The organism is Sphingomonas kyungheensis (assembly GCF_037120395.1).
Lineage (GTDB): Bacteria > Pseudomonadota > Alphaproteobacteria > Sphingomonadales > Sphingomonadaceae > Sphingomonas > Sphingomonas kyungheensis.
Window position 1 is genome coordinate 33,038 of sequence record NZ_JBBBDM010000012.1, and the last position, 16,475, is coordinate 49,512.

A 16,475-nucleotide genomic window follows, 5' to 3' on the forward strand; every position below is an offset into this window, starting at 1 on the left:
ACTATACCGTTCAGTTTCATTCAACCGGCGCATGGCTTATATGGTTGCGTGATGCAAACGCTTACCGACCTAAAGCCCGATTTAGCGAAACGGCGACGCGGCGGTCGACCGTCCGCCGACCAGGCCGGCGACGTCGATCGCCGGATTCTTGACGCCGCCACGGACCTGTTCCTGCGGATCGGATATGACGCGACGAGCTGCGATCAAGTCGTGACGCGGGCGGGCGCGGGGAAGGCGAGTCTCTACGCCCGCTATGCCAATAAGGAGGAGCTGTTCACGGCCGTGGTGCGGCGAATGGTGGATCACACGCTGGTGCCGTCAGGCGTGGTGCCGTGGCATCTGTGCGTCCAAGACCGGCTGCGCGCGGTGGGACATAGCCTGCTGGAGCATACGTTGACGCCCGAGGCGGTCGCGCTGATGCGTGTCGTTGTCACCACCGCCCACCGGATGCCCGATCTCGCCCGGCTGGTGGACCGGATCGGCCGCAATGGCGGCGTCACCTGCGTCGCCCAGGCGATTGCCGGCGCCGACGCCGCGCCCGACCGGATCGCGCAAGCATCGGATGTCGCGGGCCGGTTCATCGACATGGTGTTCGTCCCCCACCAGATGCGCGCGCTGATCGGCGACGATCGCGCGCAGCTCAATGCGACCGCCGCACGTCGTATCGACGATGCGATCGATCTGCTCACGCGCGCGGGATGTTTAGATCCAGCCGACGCGGCTTAGGTCGCCCCATTTGTCGTTCCTTATTCACCATCCTTGTAAGACGGCTGCCGGGTCATCGGGCAGGGCGGGGCTTGCCGCGCCGCCTTGCGCGGACATGGAGGAACGCTCGATAAGCGCGCATGAAACACACGAAATCTGCACGTGACGAGCGTATTCCTGCCCGCGTTTGAAACACACGTGGTAGGGCACCATGAAGACCCAGAGCGTAATCTTGTTGGCCGGTTTGGTGATGACCGGTTGTACCGGGCCAACATGGCCGCGCGACCAGATTCCTGCCGGAATGGAAATTGAGCGCACGCTTTTTGCGGGTGGCGGCTTTGGACTGCGGGAGAGCTGTGATGCCTTGGTTGTCCAGCTTTCCAGTGCGTCGACTGTTCGCCTGGTCAGAGTTAAGAGGACAACGTCCGGTACCGATCTGATGCCGCCAGACGGCTGGATGACGACGCCCCTCCCGGCCGCCGGCAGCAGAGCCCCTTATGAAGCGGCCTTCGGCGGATGTAAGAATGGCGCGAGTCCGTTAGGAGACTTGCCAGGAACGCTGAAGCGCCCTGGCGCCTTCTACAAGATACTGAAAGACGGCGAAGCGATATTGATAATATCGCCCCGAACAAAGCTGGCAGGCTACTTCAATTTTGGGTAGTTTGGCTTGCCTGCTGCGCAAGCAGCGCAATACGACCTATGTGTGCGCAAGAACACATTCGCTGAAGACGTATTGGCTCCCAACAGACCAGTAACGCCGTGCTCGAGACCCTCAGCGGCCTCACACCCTAGGAATACATGGCCAAGATCTGGACGTCAGGGTCAAACCGTTCATCGTCCATCCGATGCACCAGATGCCGGGACTGAGCACCTAGCGGATGTGCTCGACCTTCAAATTCCTGATCTTCCCATTTTTCCACTCCCGATCGGCCGTAAGGGCGGAGACGCCAAGCTGAACGGCAAGCGCAAGACACGGTCGATCGCCCAGCCCGCGGCCATATTGGCGTGTCTGGGCATGCAGCGCGGCAGCGGCATAGGTTGCTTCGACATCATGGGCACGAACGTCCAGTCGGAGTTCACCGAGGAATTCGCGCGTAGTTGCCTCATCAAGGCCGCTGAGCAGAAGCTCCTTGACGACATCCTGAAGGTTGACTGCTGAGATCGCTGCTCGACCTATATGCGGTGTGACCTTATCGGCACCGCTTTCCTCACGCATCAATGCCAGCACAGCGGATGCGTCGAGGACAGCCGATAGTACGCGTCTCGAGCCTTGGCGTCAGCTGACACCTCGTCGAGGTCGGCTGCTGCTTCTGCCTTCCGCGCCTCAAGGAAGTCCTCTGTCGTGCGGGCATGCTTGGCATGTTCGCGGTACAACGCCTGCGCGCGCGATACGCCATGTCTGATTGGTGACAGACGAACTTGATCATCTTCTACGGTCGGAATGATCTTGGGGTCACCCTGCAACCCATGGCCTTTCGCACAGATGCTGGCAGTACCATACGTCGGTTACTGGCTACGCTGCTATCTATCGTCTGCAAGGCCATCGATCCACGCCCTTCGGAAAAGATGTCAGCGCATAGCGACATGCTAGCTGTACTGACACAAGAGGTGTACCGGATGATGAAACATTGCGCCAACGGCCGCGGCCGGGAAGAGGGAGGCTTAACGTATTTCGCCTGAACAGGCCTATACAAGGCTATCTGGCATCGGCTTGATAAGCCTAGTCACATAGCTTCGCCTGGGCGTCATAGCGGCCACCAGTGATGACAATGGCGAACTGAGGTATACCGATACGAGCCGAGGAACGATGCTGGGACAGCCGAACACGATCATTCAGGCGGCGCGGGTGTATCTACGGGTGAGCACCGACGAGCAGGATCTCGCGCGGCAGGAGTCGATCGTTGCCGGCGCTAGGGCGGCAGGCTTCTATGTCGCGGCGGTCTACCGGGAGAAGGCATCGGGTGCCCGGTCGGATCGGCCCGAGCTGCTGCGCATGGTTGAAGACCTGCAGCCAGGCGAAGTCGTCATAGCGGAGAAGATCGACCGGATCAGCCGATTGCCGTTGCCCGAGGCAGAGCTGCTGGTGGCAACGATCCGGGGGAAGGGGGCGCGACTTGCCGTGCCCGGCATCGTCGACCTATCCGATCTCGTCGCCGACAGTGCCGGAGTTGCGAGGATCGTGCTCGAGGCGGTGCAGGACATGCTGTTGCGTGTCGCACTGCAGACCGCGCGGGATGATTACGAGGCCAGGCGCGAGCGGCAGCGCGAAGGTATCGAAATCGCAAAGCGGGCAGGGCGCTATACCGGCCGCAAGCCCGACCTTGCCCATCACCGGCGTATCATCAGCCTGCGCGATGCCGGCATGAGCATCGCGCGAACAGCCGAGCTAGCCGGATGCAGCATCGCTCAGGTGAAACGGGTTACCGCTTTGCACCGAGCGAAAGCTGCGACGCGATTGATCAGCGAGACGGCGGCCGACGAGGAGCCGTAAGGCACCAACTCGCCCAAGGCGCCATACGCAAGGAGGACAAAGACAACTTGGGCATTAGTCAGGAGTTTGATCTCACTTACCTAGATGGGCAGACGCTTTGTGTCTGCCCTTACGCCATCATACTTCCGCTTCGCCTTCTTCAGCGGCGTTAGAGGCAGGGGCTGCCTGCTTGCTCTTGCGACCAAGTCCGATCGTCTTGGCCATGGCACTGCGGTTCTCGCTATAGGAGGGCGCAACCATCGGATAGTCGGGCTTGAGGCCATAGCGCTGGCGGTACTCGTCGGGCGTTAAGCCGTTGGAGTTGAGGTGGCGGCGCAGCGTCCGATAAGGCTTGCCGTCGATCAGCGAGATGATGTGGTCCCGCGAAGCGAGTGATTTACGCACCGAAACGGCCGGCGTGAAATCCGTAGAGCCGGCTTCCTCTTCAACCGCCGGCGTCTCAAGCTTGGCGAGGGCAGCGTGCATCGACTGCAGGAAGGCCGGAACGTCATCTGCTGAGGTGCGGGTATTGGAGTTGCGCAGCCAGGCAATGGTGAGTTCCGTGGCAAGCTCAACGGCATTAGCAGACTGGGACATTCTCACTCACTCTTCTCGGACTCCCGCGTCAGGAGCCTTTGTGTGGATACTCGCCTTAATAGCGCTCGGGTCAGGAGAAATTAAAGGCTGATACCCCGTCTGGTCATCTCGGCTGCAGCCAGCCTTGCGAGCGATGTGGTGGGTTTTTCGCGAAAGATGTCCGCAAGGTCGAGCAGGTCTTCATTGCCGAGCGTGGCGATTGCCTCTTCAATCTCGGCAAGGCTCTGCACCGCGGTTGCGCTGTTGGCCGCAAGCCGTTTCGATCGAGTTTTTAGCATCGGGGCATCATAACAGGATCTGAGCCGTTCGACATGGGCTTGTGCGATCAACCCGTCATTACATTCGTTACGAGCATTCGGGATACTCGCACCCGCGCGAAAGGAGCAACGTGATGTCGAAGCTTAGCTTACACGATCTATCAAAAAAAATGGCCAAGTTGGATTACACGATGATGGCCACTCGCTCGTCAGATGGCACGATGACGGCGCGTCCGATGAGCAACAATGGTGATGTTGAATACGAAGGCGACAGCTACTTCTTTGCCTATCAAAACTCGCGCAAGATCGCAGATCTGCGCGCCGACCCGCACGTCACTCTCAGCTATACCGGTGCCGCTGGAATGCTCGGTGGTCCTCCGTTGTTTGTCACCGTTGAAGGCGTTGCGGCGCTGATTGAGGACAAGGCCGCGTTTGCCGATCACTGGACGAAGGATCTTGATCGCTACTTTCCCGAAGGCATTGACACCCCCGGTGTTGTGATGATTCGTATCGATGCTACGACAATCCGCTACTGGGATGGCGGCGACGAAGGCGAAATTTCTATCTAAGCGTGCAGCCGCCAGAGGTATGATACAGGACTTCCGCGGCATTGCCGCAGAAGTCTTGGACTTAGAGCGTCTTGTATGTCCCGCCTCTTGAGGCAGTAGACGCCAATCAAAGGTTTTAGGAATGCACGTCTACGACAGATCCCGTTCACTCGCGCTGCACCGTCTTGTTTAGTCGCCCGACACGGCATTTTACTGTCACCATTCTCTAATCAGGTTAGCGATTTCGCGGCCGCGTTCGATCAAGTCGGCAGGATCGAAATTATCGCGTGCCTTGATATCAGCGATACACAATGCGCCTAAGGCATTTCCTCTGTGATCAATAATCGGCGCACCAGCATAGAAGCGAATAAATGGGTCGCCTTGGACTGGTGCGAGGTTGTTAAAGCGATCGTCTGCCAAGGCGTTCAGAGCCACGGTTGCTCGCGCCGGGTCTTGTATGGCTATGTTGCAAAACGAATCGTCCCTGCGCGTTTCCTTCACATCTATGCCAACGGCCGAAAAGACGATCTGCTTTCCACCGAATAGGATGGATAGAGCTGCAATGGGCGCTTCGTACCTAGCCGCAACAAAGCTGACTATGCTCGCAATTTCAGAGCCGTGACCAACGCTAAGGAGTCCGCTTTGCAGCACGGCTGCCTCACGTTTCCAGGCTAATTCGCGATCGCTCATGTCATCACCCTCAGACGTACATAGTAAGCGTCTGCCTATTTCTAGCCGTTGATGCAGGTTAAGTACGAACCGTACAAAGTTTGACAGGAGGCAACGAGTTATGCCCGCTAGGTTCTGCTACGGATCAGAACTGCTGCCTGGACGCGAGCGAGCGCATCGTACGGTGTAGTTCCTGTTCAGTCATCTCTTGATCGAACAGCAGCCCTCCTGAAAAATCCTCTCTCCATACAGTACTACCATGCTTGACGGTCCCATCCGGCAACTCGATTGTAACGGATTGACCCGCTTTCAGCTGGATCAAGCCATCGGTTCCTAGCCCGGTGCGAGACATATCGACGGCAACGAGGTCCGTCCGATTGCCTCGTTCGTCGGTGACCCGGATGTCGGCCGCAATGACGTGACGATCGGACTTGCGCGAATTGAAGGGCATGAGGCTGTTTCTCCAAGCAACTTGTGCCTCGGGGGTTCGCCTTTATGAGCGGTTACAGAACCGATGTGGGTGTAAAAGCGGCCAATGACCTGCAATGAGGTGTCAACGGGGAAGCGCCGTCGCTTGATTGGGACTGCGGGGCTTCTACCGCTTCAATCGAAGCTCGGGATCTCTCGCTGCGGCGTCCACCGCTCTGTTATGGATAATAAGCATTCAACGATCGAGCTATCCGCATTTAAATGCCGAACTCCCAGTCGCTCTTTACTAGGGCAACACGTCCTTGAATCGCAAGCCTCGTCTATTGCTACCATCGTTGTAGATGCAAGGCACATGACTCCACTATCTTATTACTCTCGACCGTTCCCCGCGTCGATTGCCAGGCAAGCCGATAGGCCACCTTCAATCCGTCGTGGTCAGACAGGCGATCACCCGATGCCGGCGCGTCGAACATGGCCTCGACCTTGGTAGGTCGCACGGTAACGGCAGCACCGCTGCTGAAGAGCTGCAGATCCTCTGTGTCCAACCAGGGTTCGTCGCCGTCCCAAGAGGCCGCAACCTCACAGGCGGCATTTGGCGCGGCGCAGTAACGGTGCACCATCGTGAACCCGCTGAGGCTCGCTTCGAAGTGGGCCAGTCGATCCGAAGCGCCGCGCATGTTGAAATCTCCGCCAAAGATCCCGGGCGCCCTAGGCGCCGATTTTGCGGCAACGAAGCGCGCCAACTCGTTCACCTGAAGCGCATGTGCCGCACCATGCCTCTCGGGCGGCACCCTTGAAGCCTTTTGAGAATTTAGATGTGTGTTAAAGATATCGATCGGTTGAGAAACGCCCGGTACGGCAATCCGCACATGCTGAATGCCCTTATTGCTGAGGCAATCGAAACCGGCACATCGGTTCTTGCCGAACGGTTCTGACTCGCTGGCTATGATCGGATAGCGGCTGAGCACAGCCAGACCCGACCCAACAAGATGGAAGCCAGTCTCACCTTTCCTCCAAAGCTTTGGACCACGCATCCGATCTGTCGCAGTCAGGCGGCTCCGCTGTGTCCGTGTCGGACCCCAAGCTCGGTACGGGTAACCAGCCTGCGTCATAGCTTTGACCGCGGCCGCGCTGAACATTTCCTGCACGAGGATGACGTCCGGGGCTTTCCCGCGGGCATTCAGGTCAGCAAGGGTGGCGCCGATCTGCTTCAGCGAAGAAGCTCGCCCGCGACGAGCAGGCCACCCCAATCCTTCGATATTGAAGGTGAGAACCTCCAGAGTGGTGCTCGCCTCGGCGCCGTCGGCGGAGTGCACGACGTTCGACTCTGCCGGGATCGGGGCGGCACCAGAAGCGAGCTTTGCCGCTGGCAGCTTGGTGCATCCGGTCACCAGCAGCAGAAGCGCGCAGGCAATGTGCTGCGCCGTGGCTCGTCTCGTGGCGGAGGGAGTAAGCTTCGCGGTGAGCGGGGATATCGACGGCCTCTTCATTTACCTTGCCGGAATGACATTCATGGCGAGCAGAGCGAAGACCGCGAGGCCTGCAACGAGGCGGTAAACGACAAACGGCATGTAGCTTCGCGTTGCGATGATGCGCAGGAAGGCGACGATCACGCCATAGCCCGAGACAAAGGCGATCACCGTCGCAAGCAGAGTTGGCCCTGGCCCGAATGCACCGAACTGACCCCAGCTATCCGCAAGCTCGAAAACACCCGATGCCAGCACCGCCGGGATCGCAAGCAGGAACGAATATCGCGCCGCTGCCTCGCGGGTGAAGCCGAGCATAAGGCCCGCACTGATCGTACCACCCGACCTTGATACGCCAGGCACAAGCGCCATAGCCTGTGCAAAGCCGAGGATCAGGCCGTTACGCCAGCTGAGCTGCTCAAGCGTCAGTCGCTTCGTGCCGAGACGGTCCGCCAAGCCCAAAAGCAAGCCGAAAACGATCAGCATCGTTGCGGTGAGATGCAGATCCCGCAGACTGCCCTCGATCGCGTGCTTGAATGACAAGCCCAGGACCGCGATAGGCAACGTGCCTAGAATGACAAGCCAGCCCATGCGTGCATCTGGCGATAGGGCGGCGGGGCGGCGGATCAGAGATCCCAGCCATGCCGTAGCGATACGCCAGATGTCGGCGCGGAAGTAGATCAGAACGGCTGCCTCCGTGCCGATCTGCGTCACGGCGGTGAAAGCAGCGCCTGGATCGACCCCCGATGGCAAAAGGGCACCTGCGATCCGTAGGTGGGCGCTCGATGAGACAGGAAGAAACTCCGTGAGACCCTGAAGCAACCCAAGGAAGGCCGCTTCAATCCACGTCAGCCAAGTGGCATCCATTAATTGATCCTAGTGCTCTGCGTAATTGGCCGCGAGGTATGGTCAGTATCCTCGAAATCTTCTGCGTAATCGTCGCGTTCAAGTGCGTCCGGCTCCTCGCCTATGTCCTCAAGCGCTTCGCGGTGACGATGGGTGGACTGCGCCTCGATGTATACGCGGCGCACTTCCGGGAATTCCTCGCGGATGCCATCTTCAACATCCGATACTATGCGTTCAACGGTGCCAGCCAGCGTATCGTCTACAAAGTCGGCCGAGACGAGTACCAGCACCTCCGACGGACCAAAGTGCATGGTCCGCACCTCGTTGACCTGCTCGATCGGCCTTACGCGCCCGAGGATCTCGCGCAGCCGATCCTCAATGGCCGGATCGGCGGCCTGCCCAGTCATGAGCACATAGCAGCGCCGAGCGAGGCTCAGGGCCGTGAAGGCCAGGATTACGCCGATTGCAATCGAGGTCCAGCCATCGAGCGCCGGCATGTCGAGCAGCACCGCGAGGCCAATACCAATCAGGGCGGCAAACAGGCCGGCGAGGGCAGCTGTTTCCTCGTAGACCACAGCGAAGACCGTAGGATCACGATGCTGACGGATCGTCTCCATCATACCAAGAGCGCGGCGCTTCGCCTCACTGCGCACCTGGCGTAAGGCCACTGCCAAGGAGGAGCCTTCCAGCAGGATGGCTATTAAGAGGATGACGACGTTGACCCATGCGCTTTCGATGGGCTCGGGGTGGGCGACCTTCTCGGCGCCCTCGTAGATCGCGACACCCGCCCCCAAGGCAAAGACCGCCATCGCAACAACGAAACCCCAGAAGTACAGGCGGAGACCATAGCCGAACGGGTGAGATGCGTCGGCGGGTCGGCTCGCGTCCTTCATACCGAAGAGCAGCAAGACCTGATTGCCCGTGTCCACGAGGCTATGAATGCCCTCCGAAGCCATCGCGGACGAGCCGGTGTAGGCAGCCCCGCAGAACTTGGCGATGGCGATCCCGGCGTTGGCGGCTAGAGCGGCAAAGAGCGTGTGCCTGGAGGCGTGAGCGGACATACCGACCCTATCGTCCCAGAGGTGCGGTTAGCCAACAACTTTGACATATTTCTTCGGATTCCCTGCAACTGTGTTGGCAGCGGAAGACGGCTCTGTGCGGCGCCCATTCGTATGAAGCGTCAGACGAGAATAAGAAGAAGGGCTGCCCCGCTGGCGCGGGACAGCCCTGCCTCGAAGATTCAATCAGTTAGATCTTGTCGCCAAGGGTGTCCTTGACGCTGCCCTTCACATCCTGGCCGGTGCCCTTGAGCTGCTGTGCCTTGCCCTCGGCTTCCAGCTGCTCGTTATCGGTGGCATCGCCGTAAAGCTCTTTAGCCTTGCCTGCGATCTTGTTGCCTCCCGCGTCCAGCTTGTCAGTAAATTCGCCCATGATCTTTCTCCATTTTTTGCGTCTAAAAAGCTGTCGAACAGAAAAATAAACGGGGCAATCAGATTGCAGTTCCATGCAAAAAAGAATGTTGCTGACATGCGTATTTTGGAGGGAACAGTAAGGTTCGTGTAATGTAGCCGCGGTACTTGTTCGAAACTTTGTGTGCGGACGTCAATCGCCGTGTGCGGAACTCCTTCCGCGAGCGTCACAGCAGCCTGAGCCGCGAGGGACGCCGAGACAGACTAAAGTGCTCCGTACCCTAGTCATGATAGGCCTGACGGTCGCGGCGCTGGTCTTCGCCGGCTTGGCTCTGCGTGAGATCCTCGCGGGCATCGGCTGAGACGAGGTTTGGACGGCACTGCACGCGATGCCCCCGTTGGCGCTTGCATCCGCGCTGGCCCTGAGCGCCGCGAGCTATGTCTTGCTGACCGGATATAACGTGTTGTCGCTGCACCTGATCGGCCGGCGCGTGCCGTAGCCCCACTCTCATTTTCAACGTAGCGCACGGCGTTCTGTAAGCCTCGCTCCGCAGCGAATGCATCGAGAGCTTCACGTGCGCGAGATGCGTCCTGTTCAGAGGTGGAAGCGCGCAGGTAGGCCCGGATGAACATGCTGCGGTCTTTGATACGTGGTGCTTGTTTGCCCAGTCCTTTTTACGTCACCTGGCGGCCTATAAAGCACCAGCCGCGTGTCGGTCCTTCTAAGGTATACCCAAAACGTACTTACTAAAACGCGCGTCTGACAGGATTGTGGCGATATGGCACATAGCGCCTTCCATGACATAGAAATGGAAGTAGGTGTAAGAGCTACAGTGTTGTCGCGACTGAGCGCGTCAGCTATGATCCGTTAAGGTGGTACATCGGGGGTGGCGTGCTGACATGACCTTGCAAATTAACATCACGCCTAACGGGCGCATGAGTCTGCCAGCGGACGTCCGGAAGCGCCTTGGTCTGAGTGGCGGTGGTGCGGTCTACCTCGACGAAACCGAAGATGGTGTGGTGTTGCGGACGGCAGGCCAGGCAGTGGCACGTGCCCAAGCCCTGGCCAAGCAGTACACCGGCGGTAACCCTGACGCTTCTGTTGACGCTTTTCTCGCTCGACGTCGGGAGGAGAGCGGCGAATGAGCGTTGTGCTGGACGCGTCTGCGATCATTGCGATGCTCAAAGGCGAACGCGGAGCAACAAAGGTCGCGGCGGGAATCGGTGGCGCGCGGGTGAGCAGCGTCAACTATGCCGAGGTCGTCAGCCACTTCGTCCATGCCGGCATGCCCGAGCGCGAAGTCGATGCGATGCTCGATCCATTGCCGCTGACGGTCGTCCCGGCCGACAAGGCGCTCGCGCAGATCGCTGGGCGGTTGCGGGCGGCCACAGCCGAGGCGGGGCTCAGCCTTGGCGATCGTTTCTGCCTGGCTCTCGCACGGCGCGACGGTCTGCCCGCATGGACCAGCGACCAGAATTGGAAGAAGATCGCCGACGCCGTCGAGGCCAAGGTTGTCGCGATCCGCTGACTTCGCACGGTCAAGGGTTAGGGGAGCGGGTAGGGGGCTCGGCTCGACTGCCATAGCCCACACCGCCAGAAGGTTCCGATGCTACGCCTGATCCACACAGCAGACTGGCAACTCGGCAAGCCATACGGCCGCTTCGACAGCGATTTGCGCGCTGCCCTCAGCGAAGCCCGGTTCGATGCGATAGACGCGATCGGCAAGGCGGCAGCTGAGCATGAGGTCAGGCACGTACTGGTCGCCGGCGATGTGTTCGATACCGAAGGACCAGAAGACCGTGTAATCGTGCAGGCGGTATCGCGTATGCAGCGCTATGCCTGTACCTGGTGGCTGCTGCCCGGCAACCACGACTTCGCCCGGAACAGCGGTTTGTGGGACCGTGTCCGCGCCAAGGGCGCCGCCAATATCCGTATCCTTGCCGAGCCGGTGCCATGCGAGTTGGAGCCCGGGCAGTGGCTGCTGCCGGCACCGCTAACCCACCGGCATAATCTCGACGATTCAACCGCGCTGTTCGACACGATGGAGACGCCAGGCGCGCGCTTGCGCATCGGTCTCGCTCACGGCTCGATCCGCGACTTCTCGTCGCGCGGCGAGGCGCAGAACCAGATCACCCCTGATCGCGCGCAGCGCTCCAACCTCGACTATCTTGCGCTCGGCGACTGGCACGGGAGCCTCAGGGTCGATGCGCGCACCTGGTACTCAGGAACACCAGAAACCGATCGCTTCCAGCGGGATGAGCCGGGCTACGCTCTGCTCGTGACGCTTGAGGCCGGGGCGGAGCCGTCGGTGTCGCCAATCCGTACTGGCAGGTTCCAGTGGCTGATGCGCTCGTGGACGGTTGCAGACGCGGAGGGCTTTGCCGCCGAGTGCGACCGGCTGCTTGCACAGGTCGAACCATCGGCAACCCTCCTGCAGCTCTCGCTCTCGGGAATCGTCAGTTTGTCCGATCGTATCGCGATCCTTGCGCGTCTCGACAATGACCTGCGCCATCGCCTGCGCCATCTGGCGGTCACCGCCGACGATCTCGTCGGTCGGCCGAGCGAACAGGATCTGGCAGACCTGCGGGTCGAGGGGATGATAGGTACGGCCGCGGGCAAGCTGATGAGCATGATAGAGGCCGGTGGCAGCGACGGCGCCATTGCCAGGCGGGCGCTCGAGCGCCTGTTCGTAGAACATCAGCGTGGGCAGGACGCGGCATGAGCCTTCGGATCCGGCGCATCGCGCTTTCAAACTTCCGCAGATACCGCGACCCCTTCGTGCTCGACGGGCTGACCGATGGGCTCAACGTCATCATCGAGCCCAACGAAACCGGTAAGTCGACGCTGCTGGAAGCGATGCGCGCCGCCTTCTTCATCCGGCACAACACCGCCAATCGGCTTGCGCGTAGCTATGCGCCTTACGGTGAGGCCGTCGCCCCACAGATCGAGATCGGCTTCGAGGCGAAAGGCGAGGCGTGGGAAGTCAGCAAGCGCTTCCTGAAAAGTGCTTCGGTTGAGGTTCGGGGACCGAATGGGCGTGCGCAGGGCGAGGATGCCGAGGCGCAGCTGCAAGCATTGCTCGGTGCGCGTCGCGACACCAGCCAGGGCGGCGACGCGGCCGCGCACGGCGCACTCGGCCTGCTGTGGGTCGGGCAGGCGCAGGCGCTTGAAGTGACAGCGCCAGGCGAGATCGTGCGCGACAGCGTGCGTGCTACCTTGGAAGCTGAGGTGGGTACGATCATGGGTGGTGCCGCCTACCAGCGTGTTCGCCCCCGCATCGACAGCCAGTTCGCGGAATACTGGACCAACAGCGGTCGGCCGACCGTTCGCCAGACTGCGGCACGCGACGAGCATGAGGCAGCACAACGCGCGGCGAGCGAGGCGGCAGCTCGGCTTGCCGCGCTGGAGCAGGGCTTCTCCGACCTCGAGGCTGCGCGGGCGCGGCTGAAGGTGCTCGATCGCGATCTTGCCGATACCAGCGATGCTGAGCAGCGTCGGACGCTGGTAGGCAAGCTTGACGTGGCGCGCTCTGCCGCTCAGCTGCTCGACACACGCCGCGCTGAGCAGGGCCGCCTTGTCGACCGAGTCAGGGCATTCGAGGATCTCGCATCGCGCCTCGCAACTGCCCGCAAAGCTGTCAGCGACACGGCTGCGGCGCTCAGCAAGGCACGGGATAGTCGATCCGGCCTGGTCGGGGAGTTGGCGGCCGCGCAGGAACGAGCGACGACAGCCCGTGAGCTGCTAATCCGTGCGCGTGACACTCGGCGGGCCGCTCATACCACACTTGACGCTGCTCGCATGCGGGCTGCGGAGCGCGAGCGCTGGGCTGCAAGCGGCGAGGCACGACGGCGATATGCCGAGCTGGTTGCGCTGGAGGCCGAATACGAAGCGACGCGCCAGCTCGCGATGACGGTGATCCCCACCACCGTCATCAAGGCCCTCGAAGAACGTGAACGTACCGTAGACAAGGCGCGGGCGGCTGTGGATGCGGGTGCGACGCGGATCGAGTTCGCCGGTGATGTCGGCGGCCTGACGATCGACGGAGCTGCGGCGGAGCGTGGAGACCGAATGCTGTTCCGCGAAACGCGCATCCGACTGGGCGACGCTGAACTGATCATTCGCCCGCCGGTCGGCTTGCAAGGCGCCGAGACGACACTTGCCAACGCGACCGATGATTTGAACGCAGCCTTGGCCGAGTACGGGGTGGAGAGTGTCGCTGCGGCTCGCGCTCGCAACGAGGCCGCGCGAGACGCGGTCGCCAACCTTCGCACTCTAGAAGCGCGGATCGCTGGGATCACGCCTGCCGTGACGTTGCTCGACATCGAAGCGGGTGCGTCGGCCCTGAAGCTCTTCATCGCCGGATTGCAGGAAGGCGCGGAAGGGGAGGGGAACTGCGAAGAGCCAGACGTCGAGACGCTGACCATCGCATCAGGTGAGGCGGATACGGCGCTGGCAAAGGCGGAAGGTGTCGATGCGGTGGCATCCGAGCAGTTGCGCGAAGTGGAGGCGCGCAATGCTCCATTGATGGTGCAGGAAGCTGGCGCCGAACGGGATGCGCTGAACGCCGCGGCACAGCTTGCCACCTTGGAAACCAAGCCCGAGGTGGCCTCGCTTGAGGACGCTTTGCGCGATGCGCGCCAGCAGGAGGCGGCAGCGCTCGTCAACTTGCAGGATGCCGAACGCGCGGCGACCGCTCATGACGTTGTGACGATCGAACGGCAGATCGGACTGCTGGACAAGCGGGTCGAGGTGGCCCGGGCCCAGCGTACCGACCTGGAAAAGGTGATTGCCGGGCTCGAGGCGCGGATCGAGGCGGAAGGCGGCAAGGGGCTGGCCGACCGCGCCGCAGTCGCGCGCGAGGAGGCTGATGCCGCAGTTGCCAACCTGGCACGTGTGACGCAGGAAGCCGAAACGTTGAAGTTGCTTCGCGACACGCTGGAGAGTGCACGCGCCGAGACGTCACGGACGTTCGTCGGGCCGGTGGCGCGGCGTGCGCGCCGGCACATCGAACGGCTGCTGCCGGGCGCTGACCCCGGCTTTGGCGACGACCTTGGCTTGGCGTCGATTGCGCGGGGCGGATTGGGCGAGAGTTGCGGCGATCTCTCCAGGGGCACCCAGGAGCAATTGGCGGTTCTCACTCGGCTCGCCTTCGCCGACATGCTCCTCGAGCAGGGAATGCCAGTATCGCTGATCCTGGACGATCCGCTGGTCTATTCGGACGATACCCGCCTCGATCTCATGACCGAAATCCTGACCGAGGCCGCAACACGGATGCAGGTCATCCTGCTTACCTGCCGTGATCGCGCCTTCCGTCACCTTGGCAATCGGATTAGCCTGACGGGAGGTCGGTAGCGGAACCTATACATTTTGGTGGAAAGCGGCCTGCCTGCTTTACGGCGTCAACCGCGGTGAGCGGGCGTTCGTTCAGGCGGCGGGGCGGGGCCGAGAGGTGGTCAACTCAGTTCACTCTACCGGATTGTTTACGTCATGGCAGATCCATTCTCCCGTACCAATTCTCATCAGCTTGTCGTGGTGGGTGACAGAGGCGATCGTCGGTGGCGGGGCGACGGGTGTACAGTTCTGCCGTGACGGAAGGCGGCGCACAAGGGTTCGAGCTGCTGTCCAAGCCTTATACGTTGGAGGAGCTGACGATGATGCTGGCGAAAGCATTGCGCGGTGCGGTGTAATCCGATTCTAACGTGAAACGGCCAAGAAAGATGGCTCTGGCGTTCTTCCTGGCATCGTGTCTGCGATAGCTGGCTGCGGGACATACAACCGGGCCGCCGCGACTCCGTCGATCGCATTCAGCGCCTAAGCCCGATGCCGGAAAGGTATCAAGGCCAACCAAATCGGCATTTTTCACGATCAACTTATTTTCCTAGCCTCACATAGCTGAGGAGAGGAACGGGGCGATGACACGCGTTACCATCAACGCCATCGAGACAATCATTCTAGATGTGCCGACGATCCGGCCACACGTGCTGTCTGTCGCAACGATGCAGTCACAGACGATCGTAATCGTCCGACTGCTCTGTTCCGATGGAATCGTTGGCTTTGGCGAGGGAACAACGATTGGCGGCCTCAGCTACGGAGCTGAAAGCCCTGAGAGCATCAAGTTGACGATCGATCGCTACGTCGCGCCGGTGCTGATTGGCAGCGACGCGCGTCCTGCGTCGGCGATGGCGATGCTGCGTCGTCATATCGTAGCGAACCATTTCGCCAAGAACGCGATCGAAACCGCTTTGCTCGATGCGCAGGGAAAGCGCCTCGGCGTGCCCGTCAGTGAACTATTGGGCGGGCGACTGCACGATCGGCTGCCCGTGCTGTGGACGCTGGCAAGCGGCGATACGGATCGTGACATCGCAGAGGCGGAGGATATGCTGGCGCGGGATCGACACCATGCCTTCAAGCTCAAGATCGGCAAACGCCCATTCGAGCAAGATGTCGCGCATGTCGCCACGATCAAACGGGCGCTCGGCGATCGCGCCAGCGTGCGGGTCGACGTCAACCAGGCATGGAGTGAAGCGACGGCAAAGCGCGCGCTTCCGATGCTTGCTGATGCTGGGGTCGACCTGGTCGAGCAGCCGATCCCCGCGACCCAGAATTTAGGCATGGCCCGGCTGACCCAGATGGGCTGCGTCGCTGTCATGGCGGATGAGGCGCTGCACGGACCGGAAAGCGGCTATTCGCTCGCCTGCGGACATGCCGCAGACGTCTTCGCCATCAAGATTGCACAGGCGGGTGGACTGTCAGCGGCCAAGAAGCTGGCCGGCATCGCGGAGGCTGCTGGAATTGCGCTCTACGGCGGCACCATGTTGGAGGGCGGCATCGGAACAATCGCTTCCGCCCACGTGTTTTCCACCCTTGGCGCGCTCGAATACGGCACCGAGCTGTTCGGCCCGCTGCTCCTGACCGAGGAACTGCTCGCCGAACCTTTACGATACGAAGCGGGCTCGCTCGTGCTGCCGACCGCGTCAGGTCTCGGTATTGAGCCGCGAGCGGAGGCAATCGCCGCGCTGCGTCGTGATCGGCCGTTACGTACCACGGTAGTGATGCCACTTCAGGCGGTGGGTTGAGA

The 16,475-nt window shown here is 61.1% G+C and carries 19 protein-coding genes; 9 read left to right on the forward strand and 10 right to left on the reverse strand.

Annotation, left to right across the window (positions count from 1 at the left end):
* The first annotated feature begins 51 nt into the window (after positions 1 to 51).
* Entirely contained in the window at positions 52 to 726 is a 675-nt protein-coding gene (locus V8201_RS16430) for a TetR/AcrR family transcriptional regulator (protein WP_336545982.1), read from the forward strand.
* Positions 727 to 916: 190 nt separating this feature from the next.
* On the forward strand, positions 917 to 1,366 hold the full coding sequence (locus V8201_RS16435; protein ID WP_271300973.1) for a hypothetical protein: 450 nt from the start codon (positions 917 to 919) through the stop codon (positions 1,364 to 1,366).
* A gap of 210 nt (positions 1,367 to 1,576) precedes the next feature.
* Here V8201_RS16435 and V8201_RS16440 read toward each other — a convergent pair whose 3' ends face one another.
* Both V8201_RS16440 and V8201_RS16445 read right to left on the reverse strand, forming a co-directional pair.
* Positions 1,577 to 1,921, reverse strand: a complete 345-nt coding sequence (locus V8201_RS16440) for a PIN domain-containing protein (protein ID WP_271301086.1) — start codon at positions 1,919 to 1,921, stop codon at positions 1,577 to 1,579.
* Positions 1,921 to 2,169 carry an AbrB/MazE/SpoVT family DNA-binding domain-containing protein gene (locus tag V8201_RS16445; RefSeq protein WP_271300972.1) on the reverse strand — a complete coding sequence of 83 codons (249 nt, stop codon included), beginning with the start codon at positions 2,167 to 2,169 and terminating at the stop codon, positions 1,921 to 1,923. Before V8201_RS16445 ends, V8201_RS16440 begins: the two co-directional genes overlap by 1 nt.
* Positions 2,170 to 2,512: 343 nt before the next feature.
* On the opposite strand from V8201_RS16445, the gene V8201_RS16450 reads away from it, so the two are divergent.
* Entirely contained in the window at positions 2,513 to 3,196 is a 684-nt protein-coding gene (locus tag V8201_RS16450) for a recombinase family protein (protein WP_200870380.1), read from the forward strand.
* Between the two features lie 117 nt (positions 3,197 to 3,313).
* On the opposite strand, the gene V8201_RS16455 is transcribed toward V8201_RS16450, so the two are convergent.
* Together V8201_RS16455 and V8201_RS16460 are read right to left on the reverse strand one after the other, a co-directional pair.
* Positions 3,314 to 3,772 (reverse strand): Ros/MucR family transcriptional regulator, encoded by a 459-nt coding sequence (locus V8201_RS16455; RefSeq protein ID WP_037533429.1) that lies wholly within the window; start codon positions 3,770 to 3,772, stop codon positions 3,314 to 3,316.
* 80 nt (positions 3,773 to 3,852) lie between these two features.
* On the reverse strand, positions 3,853 to 4,101 hold the full coding sequence (locus V8201_RS16460; RefSeq protein ID WP_152542187.1) for a hypothetical protein: 249 nt from the start codon (positions 4,099 to 4,101) through the stop codon (positions 3,853 to 3,855).
* A gap of 62 nt (positions 4,102 to 4,163) precedes the next feature.
* On the opposite strand from V8201_RS16460, the gene V8201_RS16465 reads away from it, so the two are divergent.
* Positions 4,164 to 4,598 (forward strand): pyridoxamine 5'-phosphate oxidase family protein, encoded by a 435-nt coding sequence (locus V8201_RS16465; protein ID WP_271300971.1) that lies wholly within the window; start codon positions 4,164 to 4,166, stop codon positions 4,596 to 4,598.
* Between the two features lie 195 nt (positions 4,599 to 4,793).
* Here V8201_RS16465 and V8201_RS16470 read toward each other — a convergent pair whose 3' ends face one another.
* The 6 genes from V8201_RS16470 to V8201_RS16495 form a co-directional block, all read right to left on the reverse strand.
* Positions 4,794 to 5,267: a GAF domain-containing protein gene (locus tag V8201_RS16470; protein ID WP_152542188.1), complete on the reverse strand. Its 474-nt coding sequence runs from the start codon at positions 5,265 to 5,267 to the stop codon at positions 4,794 to 4,796.
* Positions 5,268 to 5,391: 124 nt separating this feature from the next.
* Positions 5,392 to 5,697 (reverse strand): hypothetical protein, encoded by a 306-nt coding sequence (locus V8201_RS16475; RefSeq protein WP_037533439.1) that lies wholly within the window; start codon positions 5,695 to 5,697, stop codon positions 5,392 to 5,394.
* 304 nt (positions 5,698 to 6,001) lie between these two features.
* Positions 6,002 to 7,165 carry an endonuclease/exonuclease/phosphatase family protein gene (locus tag V8201_RS16480; protein ID WP_336545983.1) on the reverse strand — a complete coding sequence of 388 codons (1,164 nt, stop codon included), beginning with the start codon at positions 7,163 to 7,165 and terminating at the stop codon, positions 6,002 to 6,004.
* On the reverse strand, positions 7,166 to 8,008 hold the full coding sequence (locus V8201_RS16485) for an undecaprenyl-diphosphate phosphatase (RefSeq protein WP_037533442.1): 843 nt from the start codon (positions 8,006 to 8,008) through the stop codon (positions 7,166 to 7,168).
* Complete coding sequence (locus tag V8201_RS16490; protein WP_271300969.1) at positions 8,008 to 9,048, reverse strand: cation diffusion facilitator family transporter; 1,041 nt, start codon at positions 9,046 to 9,048, stop codon at positions 8,008 to 8,010. The genes V8201_RS16485 and V8201_RS16490 overlap by 1 nt, the downstream gene beginning before the upstream one ends.
* Positions 9,049 to 9,235: 187 nt before the next feature.
* The gene (locus tag V8201_RS16495) at positions 9,236 to 9,418 is read right to left on the reverse strand and encodes a CsbD family protein (RefSeq protein ID WP_271300968.1); all 183 of its coding nucleotides are present in this window, start codon (positions 9,416 to 9,418) and stop codon (positions 9,236 to 9,238) included.
* Positions 9,419 to 10,296: 878 nt separating this feature from the next.
* Between V8201_RS16495 and V8201_RS16500 the strand changes: the two genes are divergently transcribed.
* From V8201_RS16500 to V8201_RS16520, 5 genes are all read left to right on the forward strand, one after another.
* A complete protein-coding gene (locus V8201_RS16500; protein WP_066548739.1) occupies positions 10,297 to 10,542 on the forward strand; it encodes an AbrB/MazE/SpoVT family DNA-binding domain-containing protein in 246 nt (81 codons plus the stop codon).
* Entirely contained in the window at positions 10,539 to 10,925 is a 387-nt protein-coding gene (locus V8201_RS16505) for a type II toxin-antitoxin system VapC family toxin (RefSeq protein WP_336545984.1), read from the forward strand. Before V8201_RS16500 ends, V8201_RS16505 begins: the two co-directional genes overlap by 4 nt.
* A gap of 78 nt (positions 10,926 to 11,003) precedes the next feature.
* Positions 11,004 to 12,119 (forward strand): metallophosphoesterase family protein, encoded by a 1,116-nt coding sequence (locus tag V8201_RS16510; RefSeq protein WP_271300966.1) that lies wholly within the window; start codon positions 11,004 to 11,006, stop codon positions 12,117 to 12,119.
* Positions 12,116 to 14,749, forward strand: a complete 2,634-nt coding sequence (locus V8201_RS16515) for an AAA family ATPase (RefSeq protein WP_336545985.1) — start codon at positions 12,116 to 12,118, stop codon at positions 14,747 to 14,749. The genes V8201_RS16510 and V8201_RS16515 overlap by 4 nt, the downstream gene beginning before the upstream one ends.
* A gap of 560 nt (positions 14,750 to 15,309) precedes the next feature.
* Positions 15,310 to 16,473, forward strand: a complete 1,164-nt coding sequence (locus tag V8201_RS16520) for a muconate/chloromuconate family cycloisomerase (protein ID WP_271300964.1) — start codon at positions 15,310 to 15,312, stop codon at positions 16,471 to 16,473.
* Positions 16,474 to 16,475 lie beyond the last annotated feature (2 nt).